Origin of the sequence: Burkholderia sp. BCC1640 (assembly GCF_902833125.1) — a bacterium.
GTDB classification, from domain to species: domain Bacteria; phylum Pseudomonadota; class Gammaproteobacteria; order Burkholderiales; family Burkholderiaceae; genus Burkholderia; species Burkholderia diffusa.
In genome coordinates this window covers 71,698-89,556 of the sequence record NZ_CADFEF010000007.1, presented here as the reverse complement: position 1 = coordinate 89,556, position 17,859 = coordinate 71,698, and the positions used below count along the sequence as shown (strand labels likewise).

At 61.7% G+C, this 17,859-nt stretch carries 15 protein-coding genes and 1 pseudogene; 13 read left to right on the top strand and 3 right to left on the bottom strand.

The features are described from left to right. Positions 1–30 precede the first annotated feature (30 nt). The 6 genes and pseudogenes from HWX25_RS09995 to HWX25_RS09970 all read left to right on the top strand — a co-directional run bounded on the left by HWX25_RS09995 (position 31) and on the right by HWX25_RS09970 (position 7,427). Positions 31–4,665: an RHS repeat-associated core domain-containing protein gene (locus tag HWX25_RS09995; RefSeq protein ID WP_175908403.1), complete on the top strand. Its 4,635-nt coding sequence runs from the start codon at positions 31–33 to the stop codon at positions 4,663–4,665. Position 4,666: 1 nt separating this feature from the next. Continuing rightward, complete coding sequence (locus HWX25_RS09990) at positions 4,667–5,050, top strand: Imm10 family immunity protein (RefSeq protein WP_175908402.1); 384 nt, start codon at positions 4,667–4,669, stop codon at positions 5,048–5,050. A gap of 44 nt (positions 5,051–5,094) precedes the next feature. After that, positions 5,095–5,646 (top strand): annotated as a pseudogene (locus tag HWX25_RS09985) (RHS repeat-associated core domain-containing protein); the annotation flags it as partial. Then, entirely contained in the window at positions 5,615–6,118 is a 504-nt protein-coding gene (locus HWX25_RS09980; RefSeq protein ID WP_175908401.1) for a hypothetical protein, read from the top strand. The pseudogene HWX25_RS09985 and the gene HWX25_RS09980, both read left to right, overlap by 32 nt. 185 nt (positions 6,119–6,303) lie before the next feature. Further along, positions 6,304–6,888, top strand: a complete 585-nt coding sequence (locus HWX25_RS09975; protein ID WP_156437288.1) for a hypothetical protein — start codon at positions 6,304–6,306, stop codon at positions 6,886–6,888. Between the two features lie 212 nt (positions 6,889–7,100). Further along, positions 7,101–7,427 carry a hypothetical protein gene (locus tag HWX25_RS09970; protein ID WP_175908400.1) on the top strand — a complete coding sequence of 109 codons (327 nt, stop codon included), beginning with the start codon at positions 7,101–7,103 and terminating at the stop codon, positions 7,425–7,427. 93 nt (positions 7,428–7,520) lie between these two features. Here the strand turns inward: HWX25_RS09970 and icmH are convergent, their stop codons facing one another. From icmH to tssJ, 3 genes are all read right to left on the bottom strand, one after another. Next, on the bottom strand, positions 7,521–8,303 hold the full coding sequence (icmH, locus tag HWX25_RS09965; protein WP_059532829.1) for a type IVB secretion system protein IcmH/DotU: 783 nt from the start codon (positions 8,301–8,303) through the stop codon (positions 7,521–7,523). After that, entirely contained in the window at positions 8,300–9,646 is a 1,347-nt protein-coding gene (gene tssK / locus HWX25_RS09960; RefSeq protein ID WP_059532826.1) for a type VI secretion system baseplate subunit TssK, read from the bottom strand. The genes icmH and tssK overlap by 4 nt, the downstream gene beginning before the upstream one ends. Before the next feature lie 103 nt (positions 9,647–9,749). Next, entirely contained in the window at positions 9,750–10,361 is a 612-nt protein-coding gene (tssJ, locus tag HWX25_RS09955) for a type VI secretion system lipoprotein TssJ (RefSeq protein ID WP_059532823.1), read from the bottom strand. Between the two features lie 377 nt (positions 10,362–10,738). On the opposite strand from tssJ, the gene HWX25_RS09950 reads away from it, so the two are divergent. The 7 genes from HWX25_RS09950 (at position 10,739) to tssG (ending at position 17,822) form a co-directional block, all read left to right on the top strand. Further along, complete coding sequence (locus HWX25_RS09950) at positions 10,739–11,371, top strand: tetratricopeptide repeat protein (RefSeq protein ID WP_059692352.1); 633 nt, start codon at positions 10,739–10,741, stop codon at positions 11,369–11,371. A 44-nt stretch (positions 11,372–11,415) separates the two neighbouring features. Next, positions 11,416–11,931 carry a type VI secretion system contractile sheath small subunit gene (gene tssB, locus HWX25_RS09945; RefSeq protein WP_044845930.1) on the top strand — a complete coding sequence of 172 codons (516 nt, stop codon included), beginning with the start codon at positions 11,416–11,418 and terminating at the stop codon, positions 11,929–11,931. Between the two features lie 15 nt (positions 11,932–11,946). Next, on the top strand, positions 11,947–13,437 hold the full coding sequence (gene tssC, locus HWX25_RS09940) for a type VI secretion system contractile sheath large subunit (RefSeq protein WP_039320274.1): 1,491 nt from the start codon (positions 11,947–11,949) through the stop codon (positions 13,435–13,437). Between the two features lie 70 nt (positions 13,438–13,507). Further along, complete coding sequence (locus tag HWX25_RS09935) at positions 13,508–14,011, top strand: type VI secretion system tube protein Hcp (RefSeq protein WP_006477093.1); 504 nt, start codon at positions 13,508–13,510, stop codon at positions 14,009–14,011. 346 nt (positions 14,012–14,357) lie between these two features. Next, the gene (gene tssE / locus HWX25_RS09930) at positions 14,358–14,843 is read left to right on the top strand and encodes a type VI secretion system baseplate subunit TssE (RefSeq protein WP_059465243.1); all 486 of its coding nucleotides are present in this window, start codon (positions 14,358–14,360) and stop codon (positions 14,841–14,843) included. A gap of 79 nt (positions 14,844–14,922) precedes the next feature. Beyond that, the gene (tssF, locus tag HWX25_RS09925) at positions 14,923–16,758 is read left to right on the top strand and encodes a type VI secretion system baseplate subunit TssF (RefSeq protein WP_059532816.1); all 1,836 of its coding nucleotides are present in this window, start codon (positions 14,923–14,925) and stop codon (positions 16,756–16,758) included. After that, on the top strand, positions 16,722–17,822 hold the full coding sequence (gene tssG, locus HWX25_RS09920) for a type VI secretion system baseplate subunit TssG (RefSeq protein ID WP_175908399.1): 1,101 nt from the start codon (positions 16,722–16,724) through the stop codon (positions 17,820–17,822). Before tssF ends, tssG begins: the two co-directional genes overlap by 37 nt. Positions 17,823–17,859 lie beyond the last annotated feature (37 nt).

The window sequence follows — 17,859 nt, the reverse complement described above, 5'->3', positions numbered from 1 at the left end:
GCCCTTTCAATTTTCCCGGAATAGAAGATCATGACCGCTGCGGGCGTCATTCAACCCAAACCTACCGATGTGTTCGTGTCTCCGATCATGAAGATCACGGAGGCCGATGTACAAGCCGGCATCGATGTTTTCGACAAGTGGCTGATCAAGGTCAGCGGTGGCGCCGTCAACGTCAGCCGGCTGAAGATGGTCGCGGAGAACGTGCCGGTTCTGGCCAATATCTTTGCTGCAGTCGACGCGGTGCTCGATATCAAGGAGATGATCGAGCGCGGCAGCAACGCGATCGGCATGTTCGATTGGGTCAATCTCGGTCTCGACCTCATCGGGGTCGTGCCGTTGCCGCCGGGCACTGCCGAGCTTCGTCTGGGTGCCCGCCCGGTGTTGAAGCTTATTCGACAAGAGATCGTCAAGAGCGGAAAGGCGGTGGGCGAGGCGGCGTTGCAGGTGCTGCGCGACTCGGTCATCGCGGCAATCGTCGCGAATGTGCAGGAACGCTACGCGGGCGAAATCGAGCAATTCCTGAAAGTGATGCGCGACGGACTGAAGGAGGTGCTCGATCAATGCGCCAAATTCATCGGCGATCTGATGAAGGCGATTGCCGATCTGTTCGCGCATGCGGCGGGGAAGAAGTACGAAGTTGGGCACAACGTGACGTCGGCCGGGTCGCATTTGAAGGATGTCGGGCAGGCGCTCGTTGCGTACGACGGCAGGAAAGTTCTCAGCAGCGGGCTTGGGTTTCTCACGGATTTCGTGAAAATTGAAGCGAAGGCTGCCATCAATACGGTCACCACCGTCGCCAATATGGTGGACGACGAAGCGCCGAAGAAGCTGCAGCTTTTCGCCGACGATATCTACAAGCGAATTCCGACGGTCCAGAAGTGCATCCGGGAGTTGGACGGGAACGATGCGGGCAAGATCGGCTGGTTGATCATGATCGGCGAAGACGGGATGCGGAGCTGGCGCAAGCGCAACCCGAAGCCGCATGCGACGGGGATTCAGGAGCACGGGACGACGAAGGTTGCCGAGCAGCGAGCAGAGCATCGGGTGGATGAGGTGCGAACGACCACGGAGGCAAAGCATCCGGGGCCGAATTGTTGCCTTACGCATTCCCCGGTGAAGACGCCACCTGCGGCCACCGAGCATTCAATCGGATTCGCGCTCGGCGATGAGCAGATCAACCACGAGGACTTCACGATCGAGGGGCCGTTGCCCATTGCCTGGCAGCGCACCTATCGGTCGTTCTTCGACGCGAACGACGAGCACGGCGAATTGGGCGCGCGCTGGATTACGCCGTACACGACGCGCTTTGATATTGACGAGAGCAAGCTCGTCTATCACGACGAAACCGGACGCAGTCTCGAATATCCGTTGCTCGACGCAGGCAGTGCTCACGACGACCTGTCCGAGGGCCACACGTTATTGCGCCTTGACGATCGGTGGCTGACGCTGACGCGTGGGCACGTGCTGCTCGAAGCGTTTGAGCGACACGGCAATGTGTTTCGTCTCGCGTTCGTCAAGGATCGCGCCGGCAATCAGGTGACGCTCGAATACGATGCGCAAGGGCGGTTGCATCGGTTGATTGCGCCGCATGCACAGGTCGCATTCCGTCACGACGTGCGCGGTCGTATCGTCGAAGCGACGCATCATGACGCGCAGGGCGAATACATCGGCACGCTTGCCCGTTATGAGTTCAACGAAGAAAACGATCTGATCGGCGCGACCGACCGCTACGGCAACCGTCGCGAATACCGTTACCGTCACCATCTTGTGACGCGGTACACCGATCGTACCGGTCGCGGCGTGAATCTCGAATGGAACGGCAACGGGCCAAAGGCGAAGTGCTTCCGCGAGTATGGAGATGACGGCAGCGACGAGGTCACGCTGGCGTGGCATCCGGACTTCCGGATGGTCAGCGTGACCGATGCGCTTGGTCACGTCACCCACCACTACTACGACAGCAAGGGCTATTCCTTCCGTGTGATTCATCCGGACGGCAGCGAAGAGTGGATGTATCGGGACGAGAACGACAGGCTGGTTCAGTACATCCATCGTGACGGTACCGTCGAACGTATGGAGTACGACGCACGTGGCAACTTCGTGCGTCATCAGCGTACCGATGGCAGCGTGATCGAGATGACGTATGACCAGAAGGATCAGCTCGTTCGCGTGACGGATCCGCTTGGACATCCGTGGCTGCGTGAGTATGACGATGCCGGCAACATGGTGGTACAGGTCGATCCTCTCGGGCACAAGACCGAATACGCGTACGACGGACGAGGACTGGTTACCGAGATCAAGGATGCGAAGGGCGGCGCGAAGTCGCTGAAGTATGACGCTGCCGGTCAGTTGATCAGCTACACCGACTGCTCGGGCAAGACGACCCAATGGGTGTACGACGCTCAAGGCCGCCTCTCGGAGGCGAAAGACGCAGCAGGCGGGGTGACGGTATACCGCTATGGTGTGAACGGCCAATTGATCGAGGTCGTGTCGCCCGCAGGTCGCGAGCAACTGAGCTATGACGCGGAAGGGCGTCTGCTGACGCACACCGATCCGCTGAATCGCAATACACGCTACGGCTACGACGCGAGCGGACGTATCAATATCCGCACCGATGCGTCGGGGCAGTCGTTGTCATATCGCTATGATCGGCTCGGGCGTCTGGTTGCGTTGACCGATCCGAATCACGCGACTTACGCGTTTCGCTATGACGCGACGGGCAGGCTGATCGAGGAGATCGATTTCGACGGGAAGGCGACGCGCTACTCGTACGACGAGGCGAGCAGCCGTCTGGAGTCGATCGACGAGGCTGGCCAGATCATGACGATGTCTCACGATCGCGGTGGCCGTCTTCAAGGCCGCGCGGTCGACGATGAGGCGGAACGTTTCACTTATGACCCGTTGGGGCGATTGATCGAAGCGAGCAACCGATACAGCCGCGTGCAGCGCTTCTTCGATCCGGTCGGCAATCTGGTGCGTGAGCATCATGCTTACGACCTGTTCGGCGCGAGCCGGAGTTTCGTGTGGCATCACCAGTACGACGAAATCGGTAATCGGATCAAAACGATCCGGCCCGATGGTCGCGTGGTCGATTGGCTCATCTATGGCTCGGGGCACGTCCACGGGATGATGCTGGACGGCAAGGAGCTCGTTCAGATCGAGCGTGACGATCTGCACCGTGAGACGTTGCGCACGTTGCCGAGCAAGATCGATCAACGCACGGCGTACGATTCGGCAGGGAGGTTGGCGCAGCGGACCGTGCAGCGTGCGAATGCACCCGCACCGCTGGCCGAGCGCCGCTACCGTTACGACGCGGCTGGCCAGCTCGTGCAGATCGAAGACAATCTCAAGGGGCTGACGGACTATCGCTACGATCCGGTCGGACGGTTGCTCGAGTCGATCGGACCGGCCGGCAAGGAGCGGTTCGCATTCGATCCGGCAAGCAACATCGTCGATCCGGCACGCGTTGAGACGGCTCGCAAAGAGAGCAGGCCGAGCCCGGTGCGTGCGGAAAGTTCGTTGCCTCCCGAAGTGCCCAAGGTATTGGGCAATTTGCTGAAGCAATATGCCGGGCGGCATTTCGAGTACGACGCGCGTGGCAACCTCGTTCATCGCAGATCGCCGGCGGGCGAGCAACGTTACGAGTGGAATGCGTTTAATCGGATGACGGCTGCGAGCGTGCAGGAGACTGCGCGCAGCAGTGAGTCACGGTATTACTACGATGCGTTGGGCCGCCGGATTGCGAAAGAGGTGAACGGCGAGCGTACGGTGTTCGGTTGGGACGGAGATACGCTGGCGTATGAGAGCGGCGAGCACGGTAGCACGCATTACTTGTACGAAGCAGAATCGTTCGTGCCGATGGTGCAATACGTCGGTGCACCGGTCAGTGGATGCGAGACACCGTCGCGTGGCGATACAGATCGCTACGTGCCGGAAGATGATCCGCTGCAACGGGTACCGGAGCGGGCAGGGCAGGTGCATGCCTTCTATTACCACTGTGATCAGATCGGCACTCCACAGGTACTGACGGATGACGATGGCGATGTGGTGTGGGAGGCGTCGTACAAGGCGTGGGGTGAAGCTCGCGAGGTGATCGCGCGGGCGTCGAGGGCGGTAGGGATCGCTCCGAGGAATTCGCTGCGGTTCCAGGGGCAGCAATTTGATGATGAAACGGGGCTGCACTATAACCGGCATCGGTACTACGATCCGAGTAGTGGGCGCTTCGTGTCGAAAGATCCGATTGGGTTGGCCGGCGGGGTCAACGTCTTCCAGTACGCGCCAAATCCAGTTGATTGGATTGATCCGCTAGGTTTGGCTCGCTTCGGGTCAGGGAAAGGAACGCATACGGCCCAAGTTACTGTGCGCGGCGCGGGCGGTTCCAAAAGGCACTGTGGCGTTTTTCAGAGCGGTAACATGACGCCGGAGGAAAAGGCGTTAGGATTCCCGCAGAATACTCTGGCTACCCATACTGAGGCGCGTGCGGTCTCGCAAGTTCCATTAGAGCCAGGGGATCACATGATCATCGACGGCCAGTATCCGCCATGTACATCGTGCAAAGGCAAGATGAACGCACGTGCTATACAGTCAGGTGCGACGATCCAATATAACTGGCAGGAGGACGGGCAGCAAAAGACGTGGATGGCTAATCCTTCCAAGGGGTGTAAATAGAATGAAATTTGAATTTATCGCAAATGACGTGACCTATACGTTCGAGGATGGAGTTCATGTCCTTGGGCTAGTTGATAGCGCAAATGAGCCACAGGACTACGTCATCCTGCAGCGTGGGACTGAGTTCGATGAGCAAGATCGGAAGTTGGGTCAGGACACCTATTACGTGGAAGTCTGCGCTGATGGGGTTGCGGGATATGGCGGGGTCAAGTCGGTTTCACTTCATGCCGGCACGTTGAACATTGAACTTGAAGATGATGCCAAGTGGAGGGAAGATCTGTCGTCGATGCAGATCGATGTACAAGCAGCCAAGGACCGCGAGGGTTTGAAGGCATGGCTGTCGGCTATATTCTCCGGTACGAGTACCAAAGTCGCGCTTGATTAAACGAGTCGGGTGAGGTCGCGCGGCCGGCTCGTTACAAGGCGTGGGGTGAAGCGCGCGAAGTCATCAGTGAGGCGGCTAGGAAAGCGGGGATCGCGAACCCGCTGTGGTTTGCGGGCCAATACTTCGATCGCGAGACGGGGCTACATTACAACTGGCACAGGTACTGCGATCCCACGTCGGGACGATTCATATCGAAGGACCGGATTGGGCTGGCCGGTGGGATCAACGTCTACCAGTACGCGCCGAACCCGACGCCGTGGACCGATCCGCCGGGTTTGCAAAAGAAACCATCGGTTCCACCGCATATATCGCAGCAGAAGCAAGCGGGTCATGTACTGGGTGAGCCCCAGTATGACAATCGAGTTAAACAAGGTAAGCCCACCTCGTGCTTCTGTGATTGGGACGATGCAGTGCAGTACACAGATGAGGCTTGGAGCAAGGGTAGCCCCGTACCTGGGCGCCCGAATGTACGGGACCACGATTTCAAGACGCCTATTGGTTTTGGCCTCAACGGAGGCACTCAAACTTCAGTGCGCGTTCACCAAGACACTGGAAGAGAAATGCATGGACATCCCAAAGGCCCAGAGACCCCATGATTCGCATTTTGATTGGGAAGGATTCTCGCGTTCTGTTATTGAGTCGTACGGGAGTTTTGAATCCCCGGACTACTCGTTCGTTAAAGAGAATCTTGCTGCGACAAAGTACCCTGGTGTGATTCAATTTCTTGAAAAGAATTTTTATTTCTATGAGGATACCGAGCCCAACACCGACGTAAGTCACGGATATTTCGTGAGGGGTGATGGTGCGGATTTCATATTGCGAATATCGTTTGTTGGTCCGTACTACTATTTATCGTCGTTGTCGGCGGACGGAAGTCAAGGCTCACCGAGTATTGATCTGCCATCAACCAATTCAGTGTACCCACTGATAAAGAACATGGAGGAGGCTGGTATGATTTTTACTCCTGTTGAAGTCTTGAATAAAAAGTTTAATTTCGGTAATCAATTTTCAAGTGTCTACTCGATTCTTTACTGTTACGAGGATGAGCCGTCCTGGATCGAAATGTAGGGGATGGATGTCTCTTGAACGTTTGATGCCTTGGCGACGCTGGAGAACCTGTTGTAGTTCTTTGGTCGCACGAGACAAGGCATGCGTCAGCGATTGCAGATAGCTTTGCAGCCTTCCTAACTACGCCCGGTCGACCGGGATAGCGATGAAGGAAGCATCTACACTCAATAAAATAAGGATTCTCCATGCGGCGTTCACTTCTTGCGCTTATCTTGCTTGCGACCGTAACGGCAGCGTCTGCCGATAACACTGATTCAAGGGCCGCGGACGCGCCTGATCTGGTGCATCTCAAACCTTATGCCGCGAACGGCGTCAGCTTCCAGCTTCCTTCGAACTGGACGGTTACGTGGAGTGGCAGGCTGGAGGATACGAATGGGCAGGGGGTCGATATCGAAGCCGACAAGGCGGCATTCGAGGTTCTGACGTTGGGTGTCACGGTTCAGGTTGTGCCCACCAAGGTCGCGCCGACGCTAAAGGGAACGGCAGCGTATCTCTACAACCTGCAAGTCGACGACAAGCCTGCTCAGTACACGAAAGCGAATTACGAGCCGATCGTGCTGAACGGCAAATATCCCGCGCTCGCATCGCGCTACTCGCATAAGATTTTCAAGGACGACCGGGTATATGCACATCGGCTCGACCTGATTGCGAGCAAGCCTTGCGGCGACGGCTGGACCTGCATCATTTTCTCGACAGGTCTGGCCGCCAACGAAAATCCCGCGAAGCAGGGCATGGCGAAAATCTACGAGACAGTTCGCTACCAACCCTGAAGGGCAGCCCGACGCGGGAAATTGGACGTGATCTCGAATGTGGGTACCGCGTCCGACAACTGACTGGCACACTGCCGCCGCCAACCTCGTGCATAAGACATTGGCATAATCACGCCTTGCCGGCACGAACGCCGCGGCGCAGGCGCACTCGTGCAACTGCCGCATCTCGCTCCGAGCGCATTGACTCCAGCCCAGTTACCACCGCACTACTCATGTCGACCCTCACCACGACCACCGCGTCGTTGAAACACATTCTCGAACACCCGGGCGATTTCTCCGGTTGGCTCTGCTTGCCGCCGATGCCGTGGACGCTCGATACGGACGGCGTATTCACCGAAGACGCCAACGACGCCGACGACCCCGAGACCGACACACCTCCCGCCACTGCACCGCAACCCGGCTGGCGCATAACGCTGTCCAGCGCGACGATCGAGGACATCGTGATCAACGCGCATGACCAGGTCGATGAACCGAGCGTGACGCAACTGTTCGATGCGTTCGTGTTCTACGTCGACAACGAAGAATTCATTCTGCTTTGACGACGCGCACCACGCGCACCACGCGCCACAGCAAAAAAGGACCGCCGAGCGGTCCTTTTTTCATGAAGCATCAACACCCGAACGAAGCACGCCTCAAGGCAACGAAATCGTCAAATTAGCCGACTCCGGCCCCACCTTGATCACCTGCGAATAAGGCGCCAACGCCTGCAGCGTCTTGTCCTTCAGATAAGTATTGAGCCCGAGATACCCGAGCAGGGCCACCAGCGCAAACACAGCCCCGATCGCCCAGACCGGCACCTCGCGCTTCAACCGATGCGCGATCTGGTCCGGCAGCGGCCAATGCGGAGCGAACGCGGCGCGCTTGCCCTTCATGTGCGCGATCTCGTCCCCCAGCCGCGCGGTGAGGTAAGCGAGCTTCTCCGGCCCCTCGAGCAGATACTTGCCCTGAAACCCGAGCAGCAGGCACATATGAAACACCTCGAGCGACTGCAACCGCGCCGCGCCCTGCGCCCGACATTCCTCGAGATACTGAAAGAACTTCTCCCCCGCGAGCTGCTCGCCGAACAGCACGAGCTGCAGCGGCCGGCGTTCCCAGTCGGTCCGGATCTTGAACTGCGACGACAGCACCATCTCGTCGACGGCCGCGCAATACGCGAACTTCGCGCCATACACGTCCTCGGCCGGAATGTTGAGCTTCTTCGCGCCGCGCTCGAAATCCGACAGAAACTCCTGGATCTTCGTGCTGAACTCGCTCGCGCTGTCCGGCTCGCGGCCGTTCTTGAGCAGAAACAGCATGAAGAACCCGTCGTACAGCAGGTCGAGCAGCGAACGGGCCTGGAACGAGGCGTCGGTCGACGCCGGGGTATGCAGCGGGGCCGGCGCGTTGTCGCCGAACAGGGAAGGCGCGTAGCTCATGATGTGACCGCGATCAGTTCGAATTTCAGGTCATTGATGCCAGTCGGCGCGTAGATCATCGCGGACTGGGCCTGCAGCATGCGCTCGTAGAGCGCACCGCGCGAATCAAGCTGGAAATAGCACGCGCCGGGCCGCACCGGAATCGCGGGCGGTACCTGCGGCATGTACGACAGCCGCACGCCGGGCATTGCCGACAGGACCAGCTTGTCGACGTCGTCGGGCGCGCCGACCTTGAAGCGTGCCGGCACCGCATCGACGAGCTCGACACTCGGCATGTCCGCGGACACGGCCAGGTAGAACTCGGTCTTGTCGTCGATCTTGCCCGAATCGAGGCGGCCGAGATGGAACGATGGACGCACCTCGTCGAGCGTGATCGCGAAGTAGCGCGTCGAAATCACGGTATCGAGCAACTCGCGCAGCATCAGGTCGAGGCGCGCAAAGCTCGGCCCGGGATCGTCATGGCGATACACGGGCAGGTCGGCGAGCGTGTAGCCCTTCGAAAACGTCATCAGCTGGCCCGCGAGGCGCAGCAGTTCCTGGAACAACCGCTCCGGATGCAGCGCCGCATGCTGGTGCAGGTGCGCGAGCGTCGCGAATGCGGCGTTTGCGGTGTGCAGCAGCCAGAACGACGCGATGTCGCCCGAGCGGAATTCGATGATGTTCTTCGACGGCTCGCGGTGAAAGCCGTACAGCGCGTTCACCTTCGCCTGCAGCGCGTCGACGAGCTGGCGCAGCCGCTGGTGCAGGATCGGCGAAGCTTCGATCGCGAGGCACGGCGGCACGAAGCTGTCGTCGATCTCGAAGCCGGACGTCGCGGTGCGGCGCACGCGCACGAGCGGCACCGACAGCAGCTGGTCGCGCGGCTCGCTGTGCGCGATCAGCTTGACCTGCGTCTTGAGGAACGTGATGTCGGCTTCGGCGGCGTCGGTGAAGTTGTCGGCGACGCTCGTCTGCTCGCTGACGAAACGCGTCATGAAGCCGGCGGCCGGATCATCGCTGTAGTTGGTGCCGTTCTCGCGCAGCGGATGCAGCGCGAGGTAGAAGACGAATTCGTTGATGCCGTCGGGCAGCGTGTCCAGCGCGATCGGCGGCGGCAGGTCGTCGGCCTGCGGCGCGGCATACAGCGCGCCGTCCGGGAACACGAGCGCAAGCTCGGCCACGCGCAGCACGTTGCTGCCGAGCGCATCGCGGTCGATGCGCACCGAGCGCACGCCCCAGTTGTACGGCTGGATCGCCTGGATGGATTCGAACAGGCGCGCCTCGTGATAGGCGTCCTGCCGCTGAAAGTGTTGGGGCCGGAGGAACAGCCCTTCCCCCCAAAGCACCTTGGCCGAATAACTCATGTCAAATCCGGTTAATGTGGCGTTGCGATGTAATCGATTTGTTCATGCCCGAATTAAATCGCCAATTTGTTAACTCTTGTTAATTGACATTCGTGCGTCATGCTTAACCGCAGGTGACCGACGAAAGCAAATTCAGCGGTTGCGAAGGCGCGCCCTGTTGCGGTGCGATGACCGAGCCGTCGGCGACCGTCATCGCGCAATTATGCAGGCCGATGATTATGCCGGATTTCTCCGACTTCGCCGGGTCGAACGTCAGTTTCCAGCGCTGGATGGCGGGATCGCGGAACAGTGCGACGATGCCGAATGCCTGCGCTTCGCGCGACACTTTTTCGGTTGCCGTATAGCGCTGGCCCGGAATCAGCGTGATTTCACGCACGTTCAGCAGATCGGTGCCCAGCGCGGCCTTTTCCTTGGCCGGATCGGTGAATGCATCGAACGGCGCCTGCTGGAACGAAGTCGGATCCTTCAGCGCGTAGAGCCGCACCACTAAAGCGAGCGGCTTGCGATCGTTCGCGGCGTTGAGGTTCGGCGCGGCGGCGAGCGTGAGCCCGATGTTGCGCGGCGGCTTCTGGGCATCCGGCAGTTCGGGCTTGCCGATGCCGGCGGCCTGCATCACGGCGCTCGCGGCGGAGCCGAGCAGCGGGGCGGCCGCGCATCCGGCCAGGAGCGCGCAGGCAATCAGCGGCAGCGCATAGCGAATCATGGACGATCTCATCGTGTTTCCGGCGTGCCGCCTTTAACTCCCCTGTCAAAACTACCGGGCATTTCCGCGTTCCTCGCGAATGCCGGCTTATCTGCCGTTCAACTATTAAGCACACGTGCGGCGCATCGCGTTTCCGGAAATTTTTTCCGTCACCCGCGCGAAGCGTTGTCGAGCAAGTAAAACTTGCGCATTCCGGTCGCTCGAAAAACCGCCGCCGGGCCGTTGCCGGAGACGTTTCGAGGGGGTAGCGCACGGATTTAAAAGGAATTACTCTGCACGCAGCGATTGAATTATGAAAAATTGATCGGTACTATACCCGCGCGCTTCTTGCAAAGCAAAAGAACCAGATTCTCAACGATTTTAATACTCACGCGCCGGTGGATATAACGATGAAAGACCGTCTCTTCGCAAAATTGTCTGGGGTAGTGCTGGCTTGCGGCGTGATCGCCGGTTGTGCGAGCCAGCCGCCGGCGCCGACTGCCGAGGTGTTCAACAAGTCGCTGGCCGATGCGGACGCCGTTGCGAAGTCGGGTGACCAGGACAAGGCGCTCGGCCTGTACCAGCAGCTCGCGAAGTCGGATCCGACGCGCGAGGAACCGTGGTCGCGCATCGCGCAGATCCAGTTTGCCCAGAACCACTATGGCCAGGCGATCGTCGCCGCGCAGGAGGCACTGCAGCGCGACGCGACCGATCGTCAGGCGAAGAGCGTGCTCGCCGTCGCGGGGCTGCGGATCGCGACGCAGTCGCTCGGCGAGCTGCGCCAGGATGCATCGCTCGCGGGCGATGCGAAGTCGGACGCGCAGGCGCTCGCGAAGCAACTGCGCGACACGCTCGGCGAATCGGCACTGTTCCCGCCGGAACAGCGCGCCACGAAGGCGCGTACGGCGCGTCGAGTGATTCATCGTCCGAAGGCCGGCGCGGCGCCGGCCACCGAGGCGGCCGCAGCCGCAACCACCGCGCCGACGCCGGCCGCCGCGCCGCAAAAGGGCGGTGCCGATCCGTTCAGCGCGCTGCGCAACTGACCGCAACAGACGCGATAACCACAACTAACCTGGGAGCCGTCGAGATGGCCAAGAAAGAAAGCATTCAGAAAAGCTTGCAGAAAATACGGCCGCCGCGCGTCCAGCTGACCTACGAGGTCGAGAAGGGCGACGCGATCGAGGTGAAGGAACTGCCGTTCGTCGTCGGGGTCGTCGGCGATCTGGCGGGCCAGTCGGAAGTCGAGCAGCCGAAGCTGCGCGACCGCAAGTTCGTCAACATCGACCGTGACAACTTCGACGACGTGATGAAGGCGATCGAGCCGCGCGCCGCGTTCCAGGTGGAAAACCGCCTGAGCCCGGAAGGCGGCAAGTTCGCAGTCGACCTGAAGTTCCGTTCGCTGTCGGATTTCAGCCCGGACGAAGTCGTCGAACAGGTCGAGCCGCTGCGCCGCCTGCTCGAGGCGCGCTCGAAGCTCGCCGACTTGCGCAACAAGCTCGCCGGCAACGACAAGCTCGAGGATCTGCTGTCCGAGGTGCTGAAGAACACGCAGCAGCTGCAGGAGCTCGCGAAGGGCACCGGCGGCGACAAAGACGGCGAATGACGACGGAGTGTTGAGATGAACCAGCAAACGGCTGCGGCCCAAGCGAGCGGCGCGGAATACGCCGCCGGGACTTCGCTGCTCGACGATATCGTCGAGAAGAGCAAGGTCGCGAAATCCGATTCCGAGCATGCCCGTGCGAAGGACCTGATCGGCGAACTCGTGCACCAGGTGCTCGACGGCACGGTGATCGTGTCGGACAACCTGTCGGCGACGATCGACGCGCGCGTCGCGGAACTCGACCGCCTGATCTCCACGCAGCTGTCCGCGGTGATGCACGCGCCGGAATTCCAGCGCCTCGAAAGCACGTGGCGCGGGATGGACTATCTGGTCAAGGAAAGCAACACCGGCCAGACGATCAAGATCAAGGCGCTGCACGCACCGAAGCGCGACCTCGTGCGCGACTTCAAGGGCGCGAGCGAGTTCGACCAGAGCGCGCTGTTCAAGAAGGTCTACGAAGAAGAGTTCGGCACGTTCGGCGGCTCGCCGTTCGGCGCGCTGATCGGCGATTACGAGATCTCGCGCCAGCCGGAAGACATGTACTTCATCGAGCAGATGTCGCACGTCGCGGCGGCCGCGCACGCGCCGTTCATCGCGTCGGCGTCGCCGGAGCTGCTCGGCCTCGAGTCGTTCTCCGACCTCGGCAAGCCGCGCGACCTCGGCAAGGTGTTCGACACGGTCGAATACGCGAAGTGGAAGTCGTTCCGCGACGCCGAAGATTCGCGCTACGTCGGCCTGACGCTGCCGCGCTTCCTCGGTCGCCTGCCGTTCAATCCGAAGGACGGCCAGACCGCGGAGAACTTCAACTTCGTCGAGGACGTCGACGGCACCGAGCACGACAAGTACCTCTGGTGCAACGCGGCATGGGCCTTCGCGGCACGCCTGACGGCCGCGTTCGACGACTTCGGCTGGTGCGCGGCGATCCGCGGCGTCGAAGGCGGCGGCCTCGTCGAGGACCTGCCGACCCACACGTTCAAGACCGACGACGGTGAAGTCGCGCTGAAGTGCCCGACCGAAATCGCGATCACCGATCGCCGCGAGAAGGAACTGAGCGACCTCGGCTTCATCCCGCTCGTGCATTGCAAGAACTCGGATTACGCTGCGTTTTTCGCCGCGCAATCGGTGCAGAAACCGAAAAAATACAGCACCGACAGCGCGAATGCGAACGCCGTCCTGTCCGCCCAGCTTCAGTACATCTTCTCGGTATCGCGCGTCGCGCACTACCTGAAGGCGATGATGCGGGACAAGATCGGCAGCTTCGCATCGGCGCAGAACGTGGAGACTTTCCTCAACCGGTGGATTTCGCAGTACGTCCTGCTCGATGACAACGCGTCGCAGGAACAGAAGGCGCAATTCCCGCTGCGCGAGGCATCCATACAAGTGTCGGAGATTCCGGGCAAGCCGGGCTCGTATCGTTCGGTCGCGTTCCTGCGTCCGCACTTTCAGCTCGACGAACTCTCGATTTCTCTGCGACTTGTCGCTGATCTGCCCAAACCGGCAAATTCATAAGCGAGTAAATCGCCCGGGCGGGCCGCCTGGGTAGGACGTTAAAACCACCTCTTTGGGGAGTCGAAGGGCCATGTTACATATGCACTTGCAGTTTGGTAGTCCGGCGGTGAAGGGCGAATCCGCGGACAAAGACCATCAGGGCTGGATCGAACTGAAATCGTGGGATCACTCGATCGTTCAGCCGCGTTCGGCAACGGCATCGACCGCGGGCGGTCACACGATGACGCGCTGCGAGCACGGCGACATGATTTTCACGAAGGAAATCGATTCGTCGAGCCCGCTGCTGTATCAGCACGCATCGGGCGGCACGACGTTCGATGAAGTGACGGTCCATTTCTCGCGCGCGGACGGTGAAGGCAAGCGCGTGCAGTATCTGGAAGTGAAGCTCAAGTACGTGATCATCTCGAGCATCGCTCCGAGCGTTCGCGAAGAAGGTCTGCCGCTCGAGACGTTCTCGCTGAAGTACGCGGCCGTGCAGTGGAAGCAGACCCAGCAGAAGATCGGCGGCAACCAGGGCGGCAACACGCAAGGCGCCTGGAGCCTGACGAAGAACGACAAGACCTACGCGGTCTAACGTCGGTTGCGGCAACGGGGCGCTCGGCGTCCCGTTGCCGTTTTCGCTGTGTACAAGGGCCTGTTTCCGCTAATAACGGGCTTGCGCTGGCCCCCAGAAGGGCCGAGCGCAAGGATTGCGACGAAGCGAATACTCGACGTATTCGCGAGGAGCGTGACGCCGCGATCGGCCCTTCTGGGGGCCAGCCCCACGAACGGATTTTTTCAGAACAGGGGAACGTGCGTTGCCGGCCGTATTGCGGCGTCGTTCGTCGCTTGTTTGGCACGGCCAAACGGCGCTCCTCACTTCTTGCACTACGACCGGCAACGCACGTTCGCAAGCCCGTTATTAGCGGAAACAGGCCCTTATGAAACGATTCGAACCCAGTTTTCTCGACAAGCTGTTCGACGACGAACCGCACCTGCCGGCCTCGGCCGCGATGCGGCAATTGTCGCTGGACGAGCTCAAGAACACGGTCGCCCGCGACGTCGAGGCGATCCTCAACACCCGTATCGCGCACACCGAAATCGAGCTGGCCGCGCTGCCGGAATGCCAGAAATCGGTGCTGACCTACGGGCTGAACGATTTCGCGGGGCTGAGCCTCGCGAGTCACTACGACCGCGCGTTCATCTGCAAGTCGATCCAGCAGGCCATCGCGCGCCACGAGCCGCGGCTGCAGCAGGTGCAGGTGACGTTCGAGCTGAACGAGCAGTCGACCAACGCGCTGTACTTCGCGATCCAGGCGCTGCTCGTCGTGCATCCGGCCGAGGAGCCGGTGAGTTTCGACGCGATGCTGCAGCCGTCGACGCTGCAGTATTCGGTCACGCGCACGCGCGCGGCCAGAATGCTGTAAATCAAGCCGCCGAGCGGGCCGGACCGCCCGGTGATGGTTCAGGGTCCGGCAGGAAATATTGAGGTTCTCGGGGTCGTCGATGGAAGAATTGCTGCCGTACTACGAGCGCGAATTATCGTTTTTGCGGCGCTATTCGCGAGATTTCGCCGAACGTTATCCGAAGATCGCCGCGCGACTCGCGTTGTCCGGCGAGCACTGCGAGGATCCGCACGTCGAGCGGATGATCGAGTCGTTCGCGCTGCTCGGCGCGCGCATCAACAAGAAGCTCGACGACGACTACCCGGAATTCACCGAAGCGCTGCTGGAAGTGCTGTATCCGCACTACCTGCGGCCGTTCCCGTCGTGCTCGATCGCGCAGTTCACGCCGGCCTCGCCGGGTCAGCAGACCGAACCGGTCGTGATCGACCGCGGCACCGAGCTGAAGAGCCGTCCGATCCGCGGCGTGCAGTGCCGGTTCCGCACCGCATACGACGTGACGCTCGCGCCGATCCGCATCTCGGAGGCGCGCTTCACGCCGGTCGCGCTCGCGCCGAGCGCGACGGTGCTGCCGTCCAACGCGACGGGCGTGATCTCGATCACGTTCGAATCGCTCGCCGCGCAACTCGATCTCGGCGCGCTGAAGCTGCCGACGCTGCGCGCGCACCTGCACGGCGAGCAGTCGTTCGTCGCCGCGCTGACCGATTGCCTGTTCGTCAACGTGCTCGGCGCGTATGTCGAGCCCGAGCGCAACGGCCGCTGGACCGCGCTGCGCAAGCTGCCGATCGCGCACGCCGGCTTCGACGAGGACGATGCGCTGATCGACTACCCGGCGAAGTCACACCCCGCGTATCGCCTGCTCACCGAATACTTCGCGTTCCCCGACAAGTTCGATTTCGTCGATTTCGACCTCGCGGCGATCGCGCGCGCGTCGGGCCGCTGCCAGCGCGCGACGCTGCATCTGGTGCTGCAGGACGTGCGCAGCGATTCGCACGTCGCGCGGCTGCTCGAGCTGCTCACGGCCAGCCATTTCCGGCTGTTCTGCACGCCGATCGTCAACCTGTTCCGCCAGCACGGCGAGCCGATCCGCATCACGCACCGCGCGGTGTCGTACCCGGTGATCGCCGAAGCGCGCCGTGCGTTCGCGTACGAGGTGTATTCGATCGATTCGGTGAAGCTCGTCCGGCAGCAGGCGCATGAAGAATCGGTGATCGAGTTCCGGCCGTTCTATTCGCTGCATCACGGCGAGTCGGCGCGGATCGGTCATTACTGGTTCGCGCGCCGCAACGACTGGGTCGCGCAGAAAAGCCCCGGCTACGAAACCGAGATCTCGATCGTCGACATCGACTTCGAGCCGACGTCGCCGCAAACCGACACGCTGAGCCTCGACCTCACCTGCACGAACCGCGACCTGCCGTCGATGCTCGCGTTCGGTCTCGAAGGCGGCGACCTGTTCCAGGAAGGCGGCGCGCAGACGAGCGGCATCTCGCTGTTGCGGCGCCCGACGCAGAGCGTGCGCTTCGAGCGCGGTCGCGCCGCGCACTGGCGGCTCGTGTCGCATCTCGCGCTGAACCACGTGTCGCTGGTCGCGCACGGGCTCGCGCCGCTCAAGGAAATGCTGACGTTGTACGACCTGCGGCGCACCGCCGTGTCGATGCGCCAGATCGACGGCCTCGCCGGCGTCGAGCAGCGCGGCGCCGTGCAGTGGCTGCCCGGCAAGCCGTTCGCGACCTTCGTGCGCGGCATCGAGATCCGCCTGACGATCGACGAGGAGCACTTCGTCGGCGCGAGCCTCGCGTCGTTCGTGCGCGTGCTCGACAGCTTCTTCGGGCTGTACGTCCACCTCAACAGTTTCGTTCAACTAGTCGTGGTGTCGAAGCGCACCGGCGAGGAGATCATCCGATGCAAGCCCCGGACCGGCGAATCGATCCTGGCGTAGTCGACGCGCTGCTCTACGAGCCGCACCGCTTCGAGTTCTTCCAGGCGGTGCGCGTGCTCGAGGGGCTGTTCGCGCGGCAGGCGTCCGATGCGCCCGGCGCGTGGCGGCAGGGCGACGTCGTCGCGCAGCGCATCGAATTCCGCAACACGCTGTCGCTCGGCTTCCCGCCGAGCGAGATCGAAGGCGCCCGTTCGTTCGACGACGGCGGCACGCTGCTCGATTCGGGCGAGCAACGCGGCGCCGCGCTCGCGGCCGGCGAGCTCGGTCACGTCGAGCTGACGCCCGCATTCTTCGGGCTACTGGGCGGGCAGGGCGCGCTGCCGCTGCACTACACCGAGCAGATCGTCGCGCGCGAGCATCTGAAGCGCGACCACGCGGCGCGCGCCTTCTTCGACGTGTTCTCGAACCGCGCGACCGCGCTGTTCTACGCGGCGTGGAAGAAGTACCGGCTGCCGTTCCATTACGAACTCGACCGCGACGAGCGCTACCTGCCGCTCCTGCTCGCGATCGCCGGCGTGCCGAGCGACGAGGTGCGCGACAGCCTCGCGGCCGGCGCGGGCGGCGTGCTCGACGAGGCCGTTGCCGGCTACGCGCTCGCCGCGCGGCACCGGCCGATGTCCGCCGCCTACCTGCAGCGCACGCTGTCCGATTATTTCCGCGTGCCCGTGAAGATCGACCAGTTCGTCGGCAAGTGGTACGACGTGCCGCCCGACCAGCTGAGCGTGCTCGGCGAAGTCAACGCGGTGCTCGGCGCGACGGCGCTCGTCGGCGAACGCGTGTGGCAGCGCGACATGCGCGCGCGGATCGTCGTCGGCCCGCTGTCCAAGCGCGACTACGAGGCATTCCTGCCGGGCGGCGCGCAGGCCGTCGCGCTCGAGCGGATGCTGACGCTGCTCGCCGGCGTCACGCTCGAATACGAGGTGAAGCTCGTGCTGAAGCGCACCGAGGTCGGCGCGAGCGTGCTCGGCGCGGGCTCGCGGCTCGGCTGGGACGCGTTCCTCTGCACGCGCGACGCGGTCGACGACCGCTCGGATGCCCGCTACGAACTGCACGTGATTCACTGATTCCGAACGACAACAAACACGCAATCGAACCTGAGAT

Excerpts from the sequence above, each read along its gene's own strand:
- tssE (WP_059465243.1), top strand. The coding sequence starts at position 14,358 with ATGAAACGATTCGAACCCAGTTTTCTCGACAAGCTGTTCGACGACGAA.
- tssB (WP_044845930.1), top strand. The coding sequence starts at position 11,416 with ATGGCCAAGAAAGAAAGCATTCAGAAAAGCTTGCAGAAAATACGGCCG.
- HWX25_RS09975 (WP_156437288.1), top strand. The coding sequence starts at position 6,304 with ATGCGGCGTTCACTTCTTGCGCTTATCTTGCTTGCGACCGTAACGGCA.
- HWX25_RS09950 (WP_059692352.1), top strand. The coding sequence starts at position 10,739 with ATGAAAGACCGTCTCTTCGCAAAATTGTCTGGGGTAGTGCTGGCTTGC.
- tssC (WP_039320274.1), top strand. The coding sequence starts at position 11,947 with ATGAACCAGCAAACGGCTGCGGCCCAAGCGAGCGGCGCGGAATACGCC.
- HWX25_RS09970 (WP_175908400.1), top strand. The coding sequence starts at position 7,101 with ATGTCGACCCTCACCACGACCACCGCGTCGTTGAAACACATTCTCGAA.
- HWX25_RS09990 (WP_175908402.1), top strand. The coding sequence starts at position 4,667 with ATGAAATTTGAATTTATCGCAAATGACGTGACCTATACGTTCGAGGAT.
- tssG (WP_175908399.1), top strand. The coding sequence starts at position 16,722 with ATGCAAGCCCCGGACCGGCGAATCGATCCTGGCGTAGTCGACGCGCTG.
- HWX25_RS09980 (WP_175908401.1), top strand. The coding sequence starts at position 5,615 with ATGGACATCCCAAAGGCCCAGAGACCCCATGATTCGCATTTTGATTGG.
- tssF (WP_059532816.1), top strand. The coding sequence starts at position 14,923 with ATGGAAGAATTGCTGCCGTACTACGAGCGCGAATTATCGTTTTTGCGG.
- tssJ (WP_059532823.1), bottom strand. The coding sequence starts at position 10,361 with ATGAGATCGTCCATGATTCGCTATGCGCTGCCGCTGATTGCCTGCGCG.
- HWX25_RS09995 (WP_175908403.1), top strand. The coding sequence starts at position 31 with ATGACCGCTGCGGGCGTCATTCAACCCAAACCTACCGATGTGTTCGTG.
- HWX25_RS09935 (WP_006477093.1), top strand. The coding sequence starts at position 13,508 with ATGTTACATATGCACTTGCAGTTTGGTAGTCCGGCGGTGAAGGGCGAA.
- tssK (WP_059532826.1), bottom strand. The coding sequence starts at position 9,646 with ATGAGTTATTCGGCCAAGGTGCTTTGGGGGGAAGGGCTGTTCCTCCGG.
- icmH (WP_059532829.1), bottom strand. The coding sequence starts at position 8,303 with ATGAGCTACGCGCCTTCCCTGTTCGGCGACAACGCGCCGGCCCCGCTG.